This window comes from Pseudomonas acericola (SeqCode) (assembly GCF_053456465.1).
In genome coordinates, this window is sequence record NZ_JBRFJB010000001.1 from 1,229,861 (window position 1) to 1,244,369 (window position 14,509).

A 14,509-nucleotide genomic window follows, 5' to 3' on the forward strand; every position below is an offset into this window, starting at 1 on the left:
GTGGAACGTTGCGTTTTTGCCCTATAAACTCTGCCCCCAAAGCGCCGGCCAGTAGACGTCTCGGCGCCATGGATATTAGAGAGTGAGTCATGGGCGCACAGTGGAAAGTCAAACATAAAGAAGCGGCATCCAATGCCAAGGGCAAGATCTTTGGCAAGCTGGTGAAAGAAATCACCATCGCCGCCCGCAACGGCGCCGACACCGCCACCAACGCCCACCTGCGACTGGTGGTGGAACAGGCCAAAAAGGCCTCGATGCCCAAGGAAACCCTGGACCGCGCCATCAAGAAAGGCGCCGGCCTGTTGGGTGAAACCGTGCAGTACCACCGCGTGACCTACGAAGGTTTCGCGCCGCACCAGGTGCCGTTGATCGTCGAGTGCGTCACCGACAACATCAACCGCACCGTGGCGGAAATCCGCGTCGCGTTCCGCAAGGGCCAACTGGGAGCTTCCGGTTCCGTGGCCTGGGACTTCAACCACGTCGGCCTGATCGAAGCCTCGCCGGACACCCCGGACGCGGATCCCGAGATGGCCGCCATTGAAGCCGGCGCCCAGGATTTCGAAGACGGCGAAGAAGAAGGCACCACCCTGTTCATCACCGAGACCACCGACCTGGATGCCGTGCAGAAAGCACTGCCGGAGCAGGGCTTCACCGTGCTGTCGGCCAAGCTGGGCTACATCGCGAAGAACCCGGTGAGCGGTTTGACCGATGAGCAGATGGCTGAAGTCGAGGCGTTCCTGGAAGGCCTGGACAACCACGATGACGTGCAGGACATGTTCGTCGGCCTGGCTGGCTGATTTCCAGCAGGCTAAATGCAGTTCAAAATGTGGGAGCTGGCTTGCCTGCGATAGCGGTGGGTCAGTTTGCACATCAGCAACTGGTAGACCGCTATCGCAGGCAAGCCAGCTCCCACAGTTGTATTGAGTTTCGTCAGGCCGATTTGAGCAGTGCTTCGATTTCCTCGAAATCCGGACGCGCCAGCACATCCGGCTGGCAGCAACGCTCGCGCAGTGCCATCAGTTCCTCACTCACCCCCGCGTCAACCCGCTCCAGCAATTCCCCCAGCAACACCCCAAACGCACGCACTTCAATCCGCTGCAACGCTTTGGTTTCCAAGGTGTCCGCCGTGGCATGGAACGACGCCGCGCCAAAGTCCCCGAGCAGGCAATCGCCGGCTTCATTCCACAGGATGTTGTGGCCGTACAGGTCACCGTGGGTGATGCCGTGCCGGTGCAGGTGCGCGGCCACCGAGGCAATGCCCCGCGCCATGCGCAAGGCCACGTCCAGGCTGAACACCGTGCCCGGCGCGTAGACGTCGCGGGTACACGACGCCAGGCTCGGCAGGGCGGCGAGGTTGCGGTAGCTGGGGGCGATCAGGTCCATCACCAGCGCGGCCTGATCATCGGGGTGGCCGACGACGCGGCCTTCCACCTTGATCAGGTTGGGGTGCAGCCCGGCGGCGATGCAGGCTTGCATTTCGTGCAGCGGCGAGCCGTCGCTGGTGATGGTGCCTTTGTAGAGTTTTACCGCGACGGATTGCCCGGAGGGTTTCCACAGTGCCTTGTGAATCACACCCGAGGCACCTTCTCCGAGGACTTCAGCCAATTCCAGCTCGGACCAGGGAATGTCCGGCGTGCTGTCATCGTCAGCCGCCTGCACCGCCATTTCCACCGGGTTCCCCGCATACGCCAGCCAGGTCAGGCTCGGCAGTGCCAGCAGCCACTCGGGCAGGCGGGCAAAGCGGTTGGAAGCGATGCGCAGCAGTTCGAGGTTATGGCAGTTGGCCAGGCTTTCCGGCAGTTGCGCCAGATGATTGCCGGCGAGCATCAGTTTTTGCAGCAATGGCCGCTCGCCCAGCTCATCGGGCAACTGGCTGATCTGGTTGTCGGTGAGGATCAGCCAGCGCAACAGGGGCGGCAGCGCAGCGGCGGGTACGTGGGTGATCTGGTTGGCCTTGAAGCCAACCATGCTCAGCGTGGCGCACTGGCCCAGGCACTCGGGCAGTTCGGTGAAGGCGTTGTCGGAGCAGAACAGCACGCGCAGGTGCGGCAGGCGGTGCAGGTCGTCGGGCAGTTGGCTCAGGGCATTGCCGCTGAGGTTGAGGATTTCCAGGGAGTCGGCCAGCTCGAAGATTTCCCGGGGGAATTCGGTCAGCCCGCAGGACAGGTCCAGGCGCGTGATACCGGCCAGTTGGCCGGCCTTGAGTTGGGCGAGGGTATGCATGAACGGCGCGATCTCTGGGCAAAGGGGCATAAATGGCGCTCATGATAGCGGTTGTGCGCCGCTCTGTTGCAATTGCCCGAGGCGACTTGCGGTGCGCGCAAGGTCGATGGCCTGGCCGTGCAACGCCTGTTCAAGGGGCTGCTCGCCGATGAGAGTCAGGTGCTTGTCCCTGTCGTAGAGCACGTCCACTAGGTTGATAAAGCGCTGTTGCACGGCAATCGGGCAATCCGCCAGCACGGGCAGGCCGTCGATGATCCAGTGGTCGAAGTCATGGCACAGCAGCAGGTAGTCCATCACCGCCGTGAGCTGTTCGCACAGGTCGTTGAAGGTGAAGGCGATGGTGCGCCCTTGATGGTAGCGGCAGCGTAATTGGCGGTTGCCGACGGCCAGGGGCTGCGCAGGGCAATCCGCGGCAGGCAGGTCGAGCGCTTCACGTTGGCTTGCAGTGCCTGGCCACAGGTAGTGGCCGGTGGTGAAACGCTGCGTGCTGTGGGCTTGGGGCAGGCTGCGAAAGTCCTTGGACGAGCTGACTTCCAACACGTCCATGCGCGCGGCGATCAGGTCGATCACCGGCTTGAAGCGTTGGTGGTACAGCGGATTGGGTAACAAGCCGGCGGGCGGGTAGTTGGACGTGACCAGCACCCACACACCGCGTTGAAACAGCGCCTTGAACAGCCGGCTGATCAGCATGGCATCGCCGATGTCATGCACGTGAAACTCGTCGAAACACAGCACCTGGCAACCGGCCAGTAGCTCATCCAGGGTCACCGCCAGGGCATCGTCCTGTGCGCGGTGCTTGAACATGCCCCGGTGCAAACGGGCAAAGAAATCGTGGAAGTGCACACGCTGCTTTTCGGCAATCGGCAGCGCCTGGAAAAACCCATCCAGCAGCCAGCTTTTACCGCGCCCCACCGGCCCGTGCAGGTACAGGCTGCGGGTCGGCTGGCGTGCCAGCAGGTGCCGCGATTCGCGGGCCAGGGCGCTGATGGCGCGGGTTTGCCCGGCGCTGAGGGTATAGCCCTGTTGTGCGGCTTTTTGCGCAAAAAACATGGTGATAGGCGAGGCGTCGTGGGGCACGGTTTTTTTACCGAGCAGGCGACGGATCAGTGAAAGCGCGGCCAATGGGAGTCACTCTGTCTACCGGTGGTCGCCTACTTTAGGGCGGCCACCGCGTTTTGACCAATACAGAAGGGCCCCTCGCGCTATCTCGAAAAAGCATGACACGCCTGCGTTGCCCTGTGAGCTGGCAGTTTCCCCCTGACTGACTAGGCTCATACACAGCAGTCACCCCTGTACAAGGATTTGGGGCAGTGAAGGGACGAGTAGTATTGGCAGTCATGAGCGCGATGCTCTGCAACACGCTTCACGGTGCACAGCTTCAAGTTGAAGTGCGCATCGACGTGCAGCGGGGTTGCCAACTGGTGGGCATCACCCGCGAGGCTGGCATCGAGCAGCTTGGCATTTTGGATTTTGGCAGCGGCCCGCGTCTGGATGACCCGGCCGGGCCCTTGAGTGCGGCCTTGATCAGCCAACGCCAGCCGCGCCTGGAGTGCAACCCCGACACGCCCTACCAGATGCGCGTTGACGGCGGCCTGCATGGCGGTACCGGCGAAGTGCGCTACCTAAGCGCCGTCGCCCCTTCGAGCCAACCCATTCCCTATCGCATTTATGCCGACGCCGCGCGGCGCATTCCGTTGCCGGTGGACGTGCCGCTCAGCGGTCGGGTGCCGGATTCCGGCAGCGTCGATCTGCCCCTCTACGGTCGCATTGAACCGCTCAAGGCGATTCCCGTCGTTGGACGTTATTCCGACCTGCTCAAGGTCACGGTCACATGGTGAGCCGCGGCTTGGCCCTTGTGGCAATGGGCGGCTTGTTGCTGCTGGCGGATGACGCGCAGGCGGCGGTCACCGGGCAGATCCACGCGCGCCTGGTGATTACCGCCAGTTGCGAAGTGAGCAAAGGCGCCGACACCACCCCGGTGACCCCGGACAGTGGCTCGGCCGTGCTCGACTTCGGCAGCCATGGGCCGACCTGGGACAACCGCTTGACCAGCGGTGTCACCGACGGCGAGAAGGCGCCGCTCGCCGTGTCCTGCAACCCTTCGCTGGTCAGCAGCTTCACGGTGACCATCGACGGCGGTGTCAACGGTGATGGCACCACAAGGCGCCTGAGCAACGGACGCCAGACCATTCCCTATCGTTTGTCGGCGGATGCCCTGGGGCGTAGCGCCTACAGCATCGGTCAGCAACGCAATTTCGTCGTGACCCGGGGCACACAAGTACCGATTCCGGTATTCGGCTCAGTGGTGGCGAATACCAGGGCCCTACCGGCCGGCATTTATACAGACACCCTGACGGTGACTCTGGATTGGTAAACCATGAGGATGAACATCATGCATGCACTTGTATCCAAGGCAGTTTTTCCATTACTGGCACTGGCGTGGGTGTCGGGGTCACAGGCGGCCACGGTGGCCGGGACGATTGGCGCGACACTGGTGCTGACCAGTAGCTGCCAGGTCAACGGCGCGGCGGCCACCGGGGGGATGAGCTTCGGCGCATTGACCTTCGGCGCTTCCAACAGCTTGTTTACCGAGTCCTCGGGCCAGGTCCTGGGCGGCGGCGGTGGCGCGTTGTCGATTCTGTGTTCGGCCGGCACCTCGCCGACGCTGACCGTGGCCGGTGGCGCCAATGACGGCAAATCCCCCGGCGGCACTCGCGCGTTGTTCGACGGCGTCGCCAACTACGTGCCCTACGACCTCTATACCGACAGCGGCCACTCGAACTTGGTGGCCATCGGCGGCGTCATCCCTCTTGCTGCCAGTACGGGTGTGGCCCAAGCCGTGAATATCTACGGTAAAGCCACCGGCAAGGCGGGGCTGCCGGCGGGCACGTATACCGACACGATCAATGTGACCCTGACGTTTTAACGGCCATGAAATGGGTGGGATGGGTGGCGCTGTGCATCGGCTGGGGGATGCCGGTGTCGTTGTTGGCCGTGACCAGCCAATCGTTCCAGGTCAGTGCGACGATCACGCCGGGATGCCTGGTGGCCAGCGGTGGCAGCAATTACGGCAGCCTGGCGTTCGGCAGCTATTCGGCGCTGGCGACCAGCACCGCGTCGGTAGCGCTGGCCAACTCGGTCGTCTTGCAATGCACGCCAGGGGTGGCGTTGAGCATGACGGTCGATGGCGGTTTGTATAACAGCGGCGGGCGGCGCATGCAGCTCAACAGCGGCACGGCGAAGGTGGCGTATCAGCTGTTTCGCGATGCGGCGCTGAGCCAGAGCCTGGGCATCAGCCAGAGCGTCAGCGTGGCCTACGCCAACGCGAATAACATCACCTTGCCGATTTACGGCCGGGTGCAGCTACCGGGCAATACGCCTGGGGGGACGTACAGCGACACGCTGCAGGTGCAGCTGACGTGGTAAGGCGAATGGCATAAGGAGTGGGATCTATGTATGCAGCTTCCCGGCGGTGGTGGGTAGCGGGTTTGTTCGGTGTGTTAGGGGTGGCGGGGCAGGTGCAGGCGGCCAGTTCGGTGCTGATCTGGCCGATTGACCCGGTGCTGGAGGCTGATCAACAGGCCAGTGCGTTGTGGTTGGAAAATCGCGGTACGGAGACGGCCAACCTGCAGATTCGCGTATTTGCCTGGACGCAGAGCGGGTTCGACGAGCAATACCAGAACCAGCGCGATGTGATCGGCAGCCCGCCGGTGGCGAAGATCGCGCCGGGGCAAAAGCAGTTGGTGCGCTTGACCCGCACCAAGGAAGTGCCGCCAGGCCAGGAGCTGGCGTATCGCATCATTATCGATGAGATCCCCTCTGCCGAACCTGTCGTTACCGCAGCGGACGGCAAGACCGCGGCGGCTGTGCGTTTCCAGATGCGCTATTCGGTGCCGTTGTTCGCTTACGGCGCGGGCCTTTGGAGCAAGGTTGACGGCACCCGCGACCGCGACCCCAAGACGGCCGGCAAACCGGATCTGAGCTGGAAGAAAGTCTCGGCTGGCGGGCGTAACTACGTAGAGATGCATAACCAGGGCGCGGTGCATGCGCGCCTGACGGATGCCAGCTTCAAGCAGGGTGGCCAGTCGCGCCCTCTGGTGGAGGGCCTGATGGGCTACGTGTTGCCGGGGGCGACCATGCGCTGGCAGGTGCCGGACGGCCTACCGGCCGACCAGCCATTACAGCTGCGGGTCAACGGCGCCACCCAAGTGGAGAGCCTGGCGCCGGGTCGGTAGAACAGGCGCGACAGGGCAGGGAATAGCCCCGGGTTTTAACGGATGGAGATGTCCATTGATGGACACAAAGCCTTGGTGAGCCAGGTTTGGGCTCGTTGTCTATGGCGGTCGGTGTGGGTGGTGGGCAGCGTGTCTGGCCTGGTGTTTGCACCGCTGGGCCTGGCTGCGCCGTTGCCGCCGCCGCCGAGCAGTATGGAGGCTGTCGCCGATGCACAGTTGTTCCTGGAACTGGTGGTCAACCAGCAGGACACCGGCCGTGTGGTTGCCGTCAGCCAGCGTGCGGGTGGGCTGTTTCTACCGGCGAGCGTGTTGCAGGAAATCGGCATGAAACTGCCGGGCGACGTGCCGGTGGAGGTCGACCTGGATAAGGTGCCAGGCCTGCACAGCGACTACGACAGCCAGGCTCAGCGTCTGCTGCTCAACGTGCCGGCGAGCTGGTTGCCGGCGCAGTTCATCGGCAATCGCAACAACTACCCGCGCACCCAGGCACTGACCAGCTTTGGCGCGTTGCTCAATTACGATGCCTACCTCAATGACACTGACGACAGCAGCACGTACCTGGGCATTTTCAACGAAGTGCGCCTGTTCGATACCTGGGGCACGCTGTCCAACACCGGCCAGTACCGCACGACCATCGGCCGCGAGACTCAAGACAGCACGTTCAACAACGGCTATCGGCGCTATGACACCACCTGGCGTTTCTCCGACGATGAGCGCCTGCTGACCTACGAGGCGGGCGACGTGATCAGCGGGGCCTTGCCCTGGAGCAGCTCGGTGCGCCTGGGCGGGGTGCAAGTGTCCCGCGACTTCGGCGTGCGCCCGGACCTGGTGACCTACCCGTTGCCGCAGTTCGCCGGGGAAGCGGCGGTGCCGTCGTCGGTCGACCTGTTTATCAACGGCTACAAATCCAGCAGCGCCGATTTGCAGCCCGGGCCTTACACCTTGACCAACGTGCCGTTTATCAACGGTGCCGGCGAAGCCGTGGTGGTCACCACCGATGCCCTCGGGCGGCAGGTTTCCACGACGGTGCCGTTCTACGTCACCAGCTCGTTGCTGCAAAAAGGCCTGGCGGATTTTTCTCTGTCGGCCGGTAATCTGCGCCGCGACTACACCGTGCGCGACTTCGGCTACGGCCCCGGCGTGGCCAGCGGCACGTTCCGCTACGGGCTGTCGGATGCGTTGACCGTGGAAAGCCATGCCGAAGCGTCCAATGACCTGACACTTGGCGGCGTGGGTGGCAACCTGCGCCTGGGCAACTTTGGCGTGCTCAACACCGCCATTAGCCAAAGCCAGTTCGACGGCGGTTCGGGCCAGCAACTGAGCCTGGGCTATCAATACAGCAGCCAGCATTACAGCCTCTCCTACCAGCGGGTCGAGCGCCGTGATCAATACGCCGACCTGACCTTGATCGACACTCCTTACGCCAGCCTCAGCAAGCGCAGCGAGCAGGTCACGCTGAGCCTGAACCTGAATGATTTTGGCAGCCTCGGCGTGGGCTATTTCGACGTGCAGGCGGCGGACGATTCGCGCACCCGCCTGCTGAACCTGACGTGGAGCAAATCGCTGTGGCGCAACACCAGCTTTTACCTGTCGGCCAACCGCGAGATCGGTGACAGCAACTGGGCCGTGCAAGGGCAACTGATCATTCCGTTCGACGTCTACGGCAGCCTCAGCCTGGGCAGCGAGCGCAGTAACAGCGGGCAGGTGCAACAGCGCGTGAATTACAGCCGCGCCGTGCCGGCCGGTGGCGGGGTGGGGTTCAACCTCGGCTATGCCAGCGGTGATGCGCCGACCTATCGCCAGGCGGACCTGACCTGGCGCTTGCAGTCCGTGCAGTTGCAGGCCGGCGTGTATGGCACGCGTGACGCACAAACGCGCTGGGCCGACGCGGCCGGTTCGCTGGTGTGGATGGATAAGGAGTTCTTTGTCGCCAACCAGGTCAACGATGCCTTTGTGGTGGTGAGCACCGGCGGATTTGCCGGGGTGCCCGTGCGCTACGAGAACCAGGTGGTCGGCGAGACCGATCGCAACGGGCACTTGCTGGTGCCGTGGAGCAGCGCTTACTACCGCGCCAAATATGAGATCGACCCGCTGAACTTCCCCACCAACGTGCAAGTGGCCAACGTTGAACAGCGGGTGGCGGTGCGCCGGGGCAGTGGTTACCTGCTGGAGTTTCCGGTGCGCCGGGTGGTGGCGGCGAGCATTACGTTAGTGGATGGCCAGCATCAGGACTTGCCCCTCGGCAGCCAGGTGCGGCATGAGCAAAGCGCGGGGTTGGCGGTGGTTGGCTGGGACGGTCTGGTCTATCTGGAGAACCTCGCGGCGCATAACACGTTGCAAGTCACCCTCAGCGGCGGGCAGAGCTGCCAGGCCACCTTCGACCTGGACATTACCCAGGTGCAGGTGCCCCTGATCGGGCCGCTGGTGTGTCAATGAATTAAGGAGCGTGCGTGTGCGGGTCAAGGAATGGCTGTGGAGTCTGTGGGTGGTGGCAAGCCTGGGTGTGTCGACGCAGGTGCACGCGGCGTGCAGCGCGGTCGCTACCTCGCCGGCCAGCTTTGGCCCGGTGAGTTCGATGTCGGTGCTCGCCACGGCGCAGCCCAGTTCCACCACCAACGCTGGCCTGAGCTGCACCCCGCTGTTGCTGTCGATACTCGGCAGTGGCGACCAATTCACCGCAAAGATCACGGGGTCGACCCAGGGCGGCCTGCTGGGGCCGACCGGTGATGTGATCCCCTATACGATCTATGGCAACAACTCCACGACGTATCCCATTACGCGCGGCACCACGTTCGACTTTGGCGGCAGCAGCGGTATCGCCCAGAGCTACGGGTTGGTGTTCGGCCCAGGCACCAAGACCTTGCCGCTGTATCTGCGCAGTGTCGCCGGAAGCAACGTGGCCGCGGGCCTGTACAGCGAAACCCTGAGCATTCTCTGGACCTGGAACTACTGCTCAAGCATCAACCTGCTCGGCGTGTGCCTGGGCCGCGACAGTGGCACCGGCACGCAGGCGCTGACCGTCAGCATGCTGGTGACCAACGACTGCCTGATCACCACGCCGGCTATCGCCTTCGGCAGTGCCCCGGTGGTCAGTGGGTTTGCCACCGTCAACGGCCAGGCCAGCGTCAATTGCACCAAGGGCAGCGCCTACACCGTCGGTATGAGCGACGGGCAGCACCCGGTCAGCGTGGGCGGGCGCCGCCAGATGATTTCCGGCAGCAACTATTTGGCCTACGACATTTTTGTCAGCGCCGGCACCACCCGTTGGGGCAGCGTCGGCGCGGCGCGGCGGGCCAGTGCCACGGCGGATATCAACCCCGGCAACGGCCTGGGCACCGGCAGCCAGGTGTTCAACTACAACGCCAGGATCTACACCGACCAGGCCACGCCGCCCGGGGGCACCTACCTGGATAACGTGGTGCTGGATGTCGGCTTCTAGAGCTTTTGCAGCGCGGGCGTCGGCTGATCCACCGGGCTGACCATCGCATAGTTGTAGCCGCCGCCGGACCAGTAATCGGCCTGCAAGCCATCGGCACTGCGGCTGCCACGGGGCAGGAAACCGTTGTCCGGGCCCGGTGGGCGAATGTAGAAACTGACCCGACGCCCTTGTTGATCCTCATACAACACCATTGCCGCCGCGCCCTGGTCGGTGCTCAGCAAGCGCCCGCTGACCGGCGCGTAGCCCGCTGAACTCAAGTCCGGCAGGCGGCTGGCCTGGCTGAAATAGCGATCCAGCCAGGCTTGCATGCTGCCGCCGTCTTGCACGTGATAGTCGGCAGGCAGCACGCCGTCCTGGGCAAACAGGCGAAAAGCCTGCATGGCGTCGGCCATCGGCACCAGGGCCGGTTGCGTGGCTTCGCGCGCCTGCCAGCCGCCGATGCCGCCGAGGCTGACGGCGATCAACAGCACCGCCGCCGAGGCGAGGTGGCGGCGCGATTGGTGCTTGAGGCGTTGGCGAATCTGCGCCGGGTCCAACGCTGGGTTGGCCGGCTGTTGCAGGGCACCGCCGAGTGCGGCGCGCAGCAACTGCGCATCCTGCTGCCAGGCATGGACCTGGGCGGCAACGTCGGGGTGGGCGGCCAGATAGGTGTCGAGTATACGGCGATCGCTGTCCAGAAGCTGGTGATCGACGTAGGCATGCAAATCGCGTTCGCTGGGGGGCAGGCTGATCATTTGAGTATCCGCAGGGAAGGGCTGGCAATTTCGCCGTCACTGAGTTGACGCAAGGCTTGGCGCGCGCGGGACAGGCGCGACATCACGGTGCCGATGGGCACCTCAAGGATGTCGGCGACTTCCTTGTAGCTCAAGCCTTCGACCGACACCCACAGCAACAGGGCGCGCTGTTCGGTGTTGAGGCGGTCGAAGGCTTGCAGGGTCGATTGGGCGATGACCGTGCGCTCCACCGACGGCTGTGCGTCGTCGCGACCGCTGAAAAACTCAAGCATGCGCGCGTAGCGGCGGCTGCGGCGGTGGGCGTCGAGGAACTGGCGGTAGAGGATCGAAAACAGCCAGGCCCGCAAATCGCCTTCGCTGCGCTTGTCGGCCCAGCGGGTGATGGCCCGTTCCAGGGTCGATTGCACCAGGTCGTCGGCGCTGCTGGCGTTACGGGTCAGGGACACGGCAAAGCGCCGCAGCCTGGGGATGAGTTCACGTAACGCTTCGTCGAGTTCATGCATGGCAATCGGGCTGGTCACTGCGCTGGGACTAGAGAGACGTCTGGCGTTGGGGGTTATTCCAGGTCCGGGGAAATAAATCATTGGCGGGGGAATAGAGCGGGTCGGCGTTCGTCTTAATGCTCCGACCTTATGTTTCCCCCCTAAGGCCTCTGGCCCTGGAGTTCCTTCATGGTAGATCACTCTTCACCGCCCCGTCCTCCGCTGAGCACCGCGAGCCTGATCGCACGCTTGGCAGGTATCGGTGCCGTGGTTGCGCTGGTGGCCGGGGCATTTGCCTACGTCAACGGCACGCTCGACCCACAGCGCTTGCGCCCGAAAACCTTGGTGAATGCCTTGGAAACCAATAACGGCGTGCACCCGGGTTTCCGCCGTAACCATGCCAAGGGCGTGTGTGTCGCCGGGTATTTCGAGAGCAGTGCGCAAGCCCGTGCGTACTCCAGCGCCCAGGTGTTCAGCGCGGCCAAGACCCCAGTGATCGGCCGTTTTGCCTTGCCCAGCGGCAACCCCTATGCGCCGGACAGCAGCGTGCCGATCCGCAGCTTTGCCGTGCAGTTCAGCCAGGCCAACGGCCAGCAATGGCGCACCGGGATGAACAGCATGCCGGTGTTCCCGGTGGGTACGCCTGAGGCGTTTTACGCGATGCTCAAGGCGGGCGCGCCGGACCCGGCCACCGGCAAGCCGAACCCTGCGGGCATGCCGGCGTTTTTTGCTGCGCACCCGGAGACGGCGGCGTTCCTGGCATGGATCAAGACCGCCAAGCCGTCGGCCAGTTATGCCACCGAAACCTATAACGGGATCAACGCGTTCTACCTGGTGGGCGCCGATGGCAAGCGCCAGGCTGTGCGATGGGGGGTGGTGCCGCAGAGTCAGGATGCCGTGGGTGACACGGCGCCGGCCGGTGCCGATTTTCTCGAAAAAGACCTGGTGCAACGCCTGGCTGCAGGGCCGCTGCGTTGGCAGTTGAACATGACCCTGGCGAACCCCGGCGACCCGCTGGACGACGCGAGCAAGACCTGGTCTGGCGAGCATAAGGTGCTGAATGCCGGGACGTTGGTGTTGCAGAGCAGCCAGCCGCAGGCGGAGGGCGATTGCCGCGATATCAACTTTGATCCGCTGATTCTGCCCAGCGGCATCGAAGCGTCCAATGACCCGTTGCTGGCAGCACGTTCAGCGGCGTACGCCAGTTCGTACCTGCGCCGTGCCGGTGAAGTCAGCGCGCTGCACAGCGCCCCTCAGGAGTCGAAGCCATGAATGCCCAACCTCGCTTTTTTGCACCCTTGGCGCGTCTGCTGCACTGGCTGATGGCGTTGATGATCATCGCCATGCTGTTTATCGGGGCTGGGATGGCGGCTTCGGTGTCGGAGCGGCATGAGTGGTTGATCCATCTGCACAAGCCGCTGGGGATTGCGATTCTGGCGTTAGTGATTGTGCGCTTGGTGGTGCGCTTTGCTACGCGCCAGCCACCGTTGCCGGTGGACCTGCCGCTGTGGCAAGTGCTGGCGGCCAAGGCCTCCCACCTGGTGTTGTACGCGTTGATGCTGGTGTTGCCGCTGTTGGGCTGGGCGATGATTTCAGCTGCGGGCGATCCGGTGATGCTCAGCCGTTCAGTGCAGCTGCCCGCGCTGGTGGCGGCGAATGCGCCGTTGTTCGCAGTGTTGCGCAAGGCCCATGGGTTTCTTGCCTACCTGTTGTTCCTGACGGTGCTGTTGCACCTGGCGGCGGCGTTGTTCCATGGGTTGATTCGCCGTGATGGTGTGTTGCAAAGCATGACGGGTACAGAGGACTGACCTGGGGTGAGCAGCCAGTCAAAAACCAGAAAGAGCAAACAGTCACCTGTGGCGAGGGAGCAAGCTCCCTCGCCACAGGTACAGCGAGGTCAGCGCAACACGCCGACGATATCGGCGACGGTGCTCAACACGTCCTTGCCCAATTGCATCGAGCGTTTGCCCGACCAGCCGGTGCGGGGGTTGGGCGCGTCGTCGTTGTCCTTGAAGGGCATTTCCAGGGTCAGCGACAGGCAGTCGTATTTTTCACCAACGGCATTGCAGGCCAGGGTCATGTTGGCCTCGCCCGGCAGGTCGCGGGTGTAGCCGTGGGTGGTCTGGAAATCGCGGGTGAGGGCACTCAGGTGGCGGCGGAAGTGTTTTTCCAACGCTTCGATACGTGGCGTATAGCCTGGGTTGCCTTCGCAGCCGGCGGTGAAGACGTAGGGGATTTCTTCGTCGCCATGGATGTCGAGGAACAGGTCGACGCCGTACTTCTCCATCTGTTGCTGGACGAACAGCACTTCCGGGCTGATCTCCTGGCTGGCGCTCTGCCAGGCACGGTTGAGGTCCTGGCCCATGGCGTTGGTGCGCAGGTGGCCGTGGAAGGCCCCATCGGGGTTCATGTTGGGTACCAGGTACAGGTCGGCGACTTTCAGCAGTTTTTTCAGTTCGCTGTCACCGTCCTGTTGCAGGCGTTCGATGATGCCTTCCATAAACCATTCGGCCATGTGCTCGCCGGGATGCTGCTGGGCGATGATCCAGACTTTGCGTCGGCCTTCGCCGCCTTTGCCACGGCGCAACAACTGAATGTCGCGGCCCTCGACGCTTTTACCGGTGGCCAGCAATTGGGTGCCCGCGCGATTTAGGGCCTGGCCGATCAGCCAGTCGTGGCGCTCTCGGCTATAGGGCTCGAAATAGGCAATCCACGCGTGCTTTTCGCGGGTTTCAAGGCTGATGTGCAGGAACTCGCCGTCAAAACGCGTGGGGACGCGGAACCAGTTGATATGGTCGTAGGAGGCGACGGCGTTGTAACCACTCCAGGCGTGTTTGTAGGACGACTGGCTCGCGTTGCTCAGGCGGAAGGTGTGGGTGTGGCCCACATGCATGCCTTCGGCTTTGAAGTGGAACCACTGGAAGTGTGCGCTGCGGGTGTCGGGTTTGATGGCGAGCAGCAACTGATAGGCATCACTGGCGTCAAGCACCTGGATATTGCCACTGTCGAAGTCGGTACTGATCCTGATGGAGGTCAAGGCCACGGTCATAGTCTGGTTGCCTGAATATGAGTGTTGTGGCGGTTATCTTACACAGGAGCCAGGCAAGATCTTGATGCAAAATTGTTGCAGAGGGGAGGGGGGCGTCGTCCTTGACGCCGCAGCAGCTTAGAATCTATGAGATTGATTCTCAAGCGCTAATTCGCAAAGATCCGACGTAGAGCGTTCGTTCGGCTTTCTTTTGGCGATGGTCTTTTGCTACCATGCGCGCCATCAAGCAACACACAGTCTTCATTAGCCTGAAGCCATGCCAGGGAAACTGGCAAAAAAAAGACCCGGCCAAAGAGCCGGGTCAAAAACCGTGATTAGCCTGATGAGGAGATATTCCAAGAGTCCGA

At 63.1% G+C, this 14,509-nt stretch carries 15 protein-coding genes; 10 read left to right on the top strand and 5 right to left on the bottom strand.

Annotation, left to right across the window (positions count from 1 at the left end; genetic code table 11):
• Positions 1-89 precede the first annotated feature (89 nt).
• Entirely contained in the window at positions 90-797 is a 708-nt protein-coding gene (locus tag ACU688_RS05640; protein ID WP_122306558.1) for a YebC/PmpR family DNA-binding transcriptional regulator, read from the top strand.
• A gap of 133 nt (positions 798-930) precedes the next feature.
• Here the strand turns inward: ACU688_RS05640 and ACU688_RS05645 are convergent, their stop codons facing one another.
• Together ACU688_RS05645 and zapE are read right to left on the bottom strand one after the other, a co-directional pair.
• A complete protein-coding gene (locus tag ACU688_RS05645; protein ID WP_448184034.1) occupies positions 931-2,223 on the bottom strand; it encodes a protein kinase in 1,293 nt (430 codons plus the stop codon).
• 39 nt (positions 2,224-2,262) lie between these two features.
• A complete protein-coding gene (gene zapE, locus ACU688_RS05650; protein ID WP_448183965.1) occupies positions 2,263-3,345 on the bottom strand; it encodes a cell division protein ZapE in 1,083 nt (360 codons plus the stop codon).
• Between the two features lie 188 nt (positions 3,346-3,533).
• Between zapE and ACU688_RS05655 the strand changes: the two genes are divergently transcribed.
• From ACU688_RS05655 to ACU688_RS05685, 7 genes are read left to right on the top strand one after another with little or no spacing between them, the layout of a single operon-like run.
• The gene (locus tag ACU688_RS05655; protein ID WP_448183966.1) at positions 3,534-4,061 is read left to right on the top strand and encodes a Csu type fimbrial protein; all 528 of its coding nucleotides are present in this window, start codon (positions 3,534-3,536) and stop codon (positions 4,059-4,061) included.
• Positions 4,055-4,597 carry a Csu type fimbrial protein gene (locus tag ACU688_RS05660; RefSeq protein WP_207043428.1) on the top strand — a complete coding sequence of 181 codons (543 nt, stop codon included), beginning with the start codon at positions 4,055-4,057 and terminating at the stop codon, positions 4,595-4,597. The genes ACU688_RS05655 and ACU688_RS05660 overlap by 7 nt, the downstream gene beginning before the upstream one ends.
• An 18-nt stretch (positions 4,598-4,615) precedes the next feature.
• Positions 4,616-5,149, top strand: a complete 534-nt coding sequence (locus ACU688_RS05665) for a Csu type fimbrial protein (protein WP_448183967.1) — start codon at positions 4,616-4,618, stop codon at positions 5,147-5,149.
• 5 nt (positions 5,150-5,154) lie between these two features.
• The gene (locus tag ACU688_RS05670) at positions 5,155-5,649 is read left to right on the top strand and encodes a Csu type fimbrial protein (protein WP_032864985.1); all 495 of its coding nucleotides are present in this window, start codon (positions 5,155-5,157) and stop codon (positions 5,647-5,649) included.
• A 26-nt stretch (positions 5,650-5,675) separates the two neighbouring features.
• Positions 5,676-6,458: a fimbrial biogenesis chaperone gene (locus ACU688_RS05675; RefSeq protein ID WP_448183968.1), complete on the top strand. Its 783-nt coding sequence runs from the start codon at positions 5,676-5,678 to the stop codon at positions 6,456-6,458.
• Between the two features lie 42 nt (positions 6,459-6,500).
• Entirely contained in the window at positions 6,501-8,894 is a 2,394-nt protein-coding gene (locus ACU688_RS05680; RefSeq protein WP_448183969.1) for a fimbria/pilus outer membrane usher protein, read from the top strand.
• Between the two features lie 16 nt (positions 8,895-8,910).
• Positions 8,911-9,897 carry a Csu type fimbrial protein gene (locus tag ACU688_RS05685; RefSeq protein WP_448183970.1) on the top strand — a complete coding sequence of 329 codons (987 nt, stop codon included), beginning with the start codon at positions 8,911-8,913 and terminating at the stop codon, positions 9,895-9,897.
• On the opposite strand, the gene ACU688_RS05690 is transcribed toward ACU688_RS05685, so the two are convergent.
• Both ACU688_RS05690 and ACU688_RS05695 read right to left on the bottom strand, forming a co-directional pair.
• Positions 9,894-10,631 carry an anti-sigma factor family protein gene (locus tag ACU688_RS05690; protein ID WP_448183971.1) on the bottom strand — a complete coding sequence of 246 codons (738 nt, stop codon included), beginning with the start codon at positions 10,629-10,631 and terminating at the stop codon, positions 9,894-9,896. The two genes, ACU688_RS05685 and ACU688_RS05690, sit on opposite strands and share 4 nt — an antisense overlap.
• Positions 10,628-11,134 carry a sigma-70 family RNA polymerase sigma factor gene (locus ACU688_RS05695; protein ID WP_448184035.1) on the bottom strand — a complete coding sequence of 169 codons (507 nt, stop codon included), beginning with the start codon at positions 11,132-11,134 and terminating at the stop codon, positions 10,628-10,630. Before ACU688_RS05695 ends, ACU688_RS05690 begins: the two co-directional genes overlap by 4 nt.
• A 168-nt stretch (positions 11,135-11,302) precedes the next feature.
• Between ACU688_RS05695 and ACU688_RS05700 the strand changes: the two genes are divergently transcribed.
• Together ACU688_RS05700 and ACU688_RS05705 are read left to right on the top strand one after the other, a co-directional pair.
• A complete protein-coding gene (locus ACU688_RS05700) occupies positions 11,303-12,385 on the top strand; it encodes a catalase family peroxidase (protein ID WP_448183972.1) in 1,083 nt (360 codons plus the stop codon).
• Positions 12,382-12,921, top strand: coding sequence for a cytochrome b (locus tag ACU688_RS05705; RefSeq protein ID WP_448183973.1), 540 nt, complete (start codon positions 12,382-12,384; stop codon positions 12,919-12,921). The genes ACU688_RS05700 and ACU688_RS05705 overlap by 4 nt, the downstream gene beginning before the upstream one ends.
• A gap of 89 nt (positions 12,922-13,010) precedes the next feature.
• Here ACU688_RS05705 and ACU688_RS05710 read toward each other — a convergent pair whose 3' ends face one another.
• The gene (locus tag ACU688_RS05710; protein WP_448183974.1) at positions 13,011-14,162 is read right to left on the bottom strand and encodes a M14 family metallopeptidase; all 1,152 of its coding nucleotides are present in this window, start codon (positions 14,160-14,162) and stop codon (positions 13,011-13,013) included.
• Between the last annotated feature and the right edge of the window lie 347 nt (positions 14,163-14,509).

Coding starts and splice junctions, on each gene's coding strand:
- ACU688_RS05700 (WP_448183972.1), top strand. CDS start 11,303: ATGGTAGATCACTCTTCACCGCCCCGTCCTCCGCTGAGCACCGCGAGC.
- ACU688_RS05690 (WP_448183971.1), bottom strand. CDS start 10,631: ATGATCAGCCTGCCCCCCAGCGAACGCGATTTGCATGCCTACGTCGAT.
- ACU688_RS05695 (WP_448184035.1), bottom strand. CDS start 11,134: ATGCATGAACTCGACGAAGCGTTACGTGAACTCATCCCCAGGCTGCGG.
- ACU688_RS05675 (WP_448183968.1), top strand. CDS start 5,676: ATGTATGCAGCTTCCCGGCGGTGGTGGGTAGCGGGTTTGTTCGGTGTG.
- ACU688_RS05645 (WP_448184034.1), bottom strand. CDS start 2,223: ATGCATACCCTCGCCCAACTCAAGGCCGGCCAACTGGCCGGTATCACG.
- ACU688_RS05670 (WP_032864985.1), top strand. CDS start 5,155: ATGAAATGGGTGGGATGGGTGGCGCTGTGCATCGGCTGGGGGATGCCG.
- ACU688_RS05710 (WP_448183974.1), bottom strand. CDS start 14,162: ATGACCGTGGCCTTGACCTCCATCAGGATCAGTACCGACTTCGACAGT.
- ACU688_RS05660 (WP_207043428.1), top strand. CDS start 4,055: ATGGTGAGCCGCGGCTTGGCCCTTGTGGCAATGGGCGGCTTGTTGCTG.
- ACU688_RS05640 (WP_122306558.1), top strand. CDS start 90: ATGGGCGCACAGTGGAAAGTCAAACATAAAGAAGCGGCATCCAATGCC.
- ACU688_RS05705 (WP_448183973.1), top strand. CDS start 12,382: ATGAATGCCCAACCTCGCTTTTTTGCACCCTTGGCGCGTCTGCTGCAC.
- ACU688_RS05680 (WP_448183969.1), top strand. CDS start 6,501: ATGGAGATGTCCATTGATGGACACAAAGCCTTGGTGAGCCAGGTTTGG.
- ACU688_RS05665 (WP_448183967.1), top strand. CDS start 4,616: ATGCATGCACTTGTATCCAAGGCAGTTTTTCCATTACTGGCACTGGCG.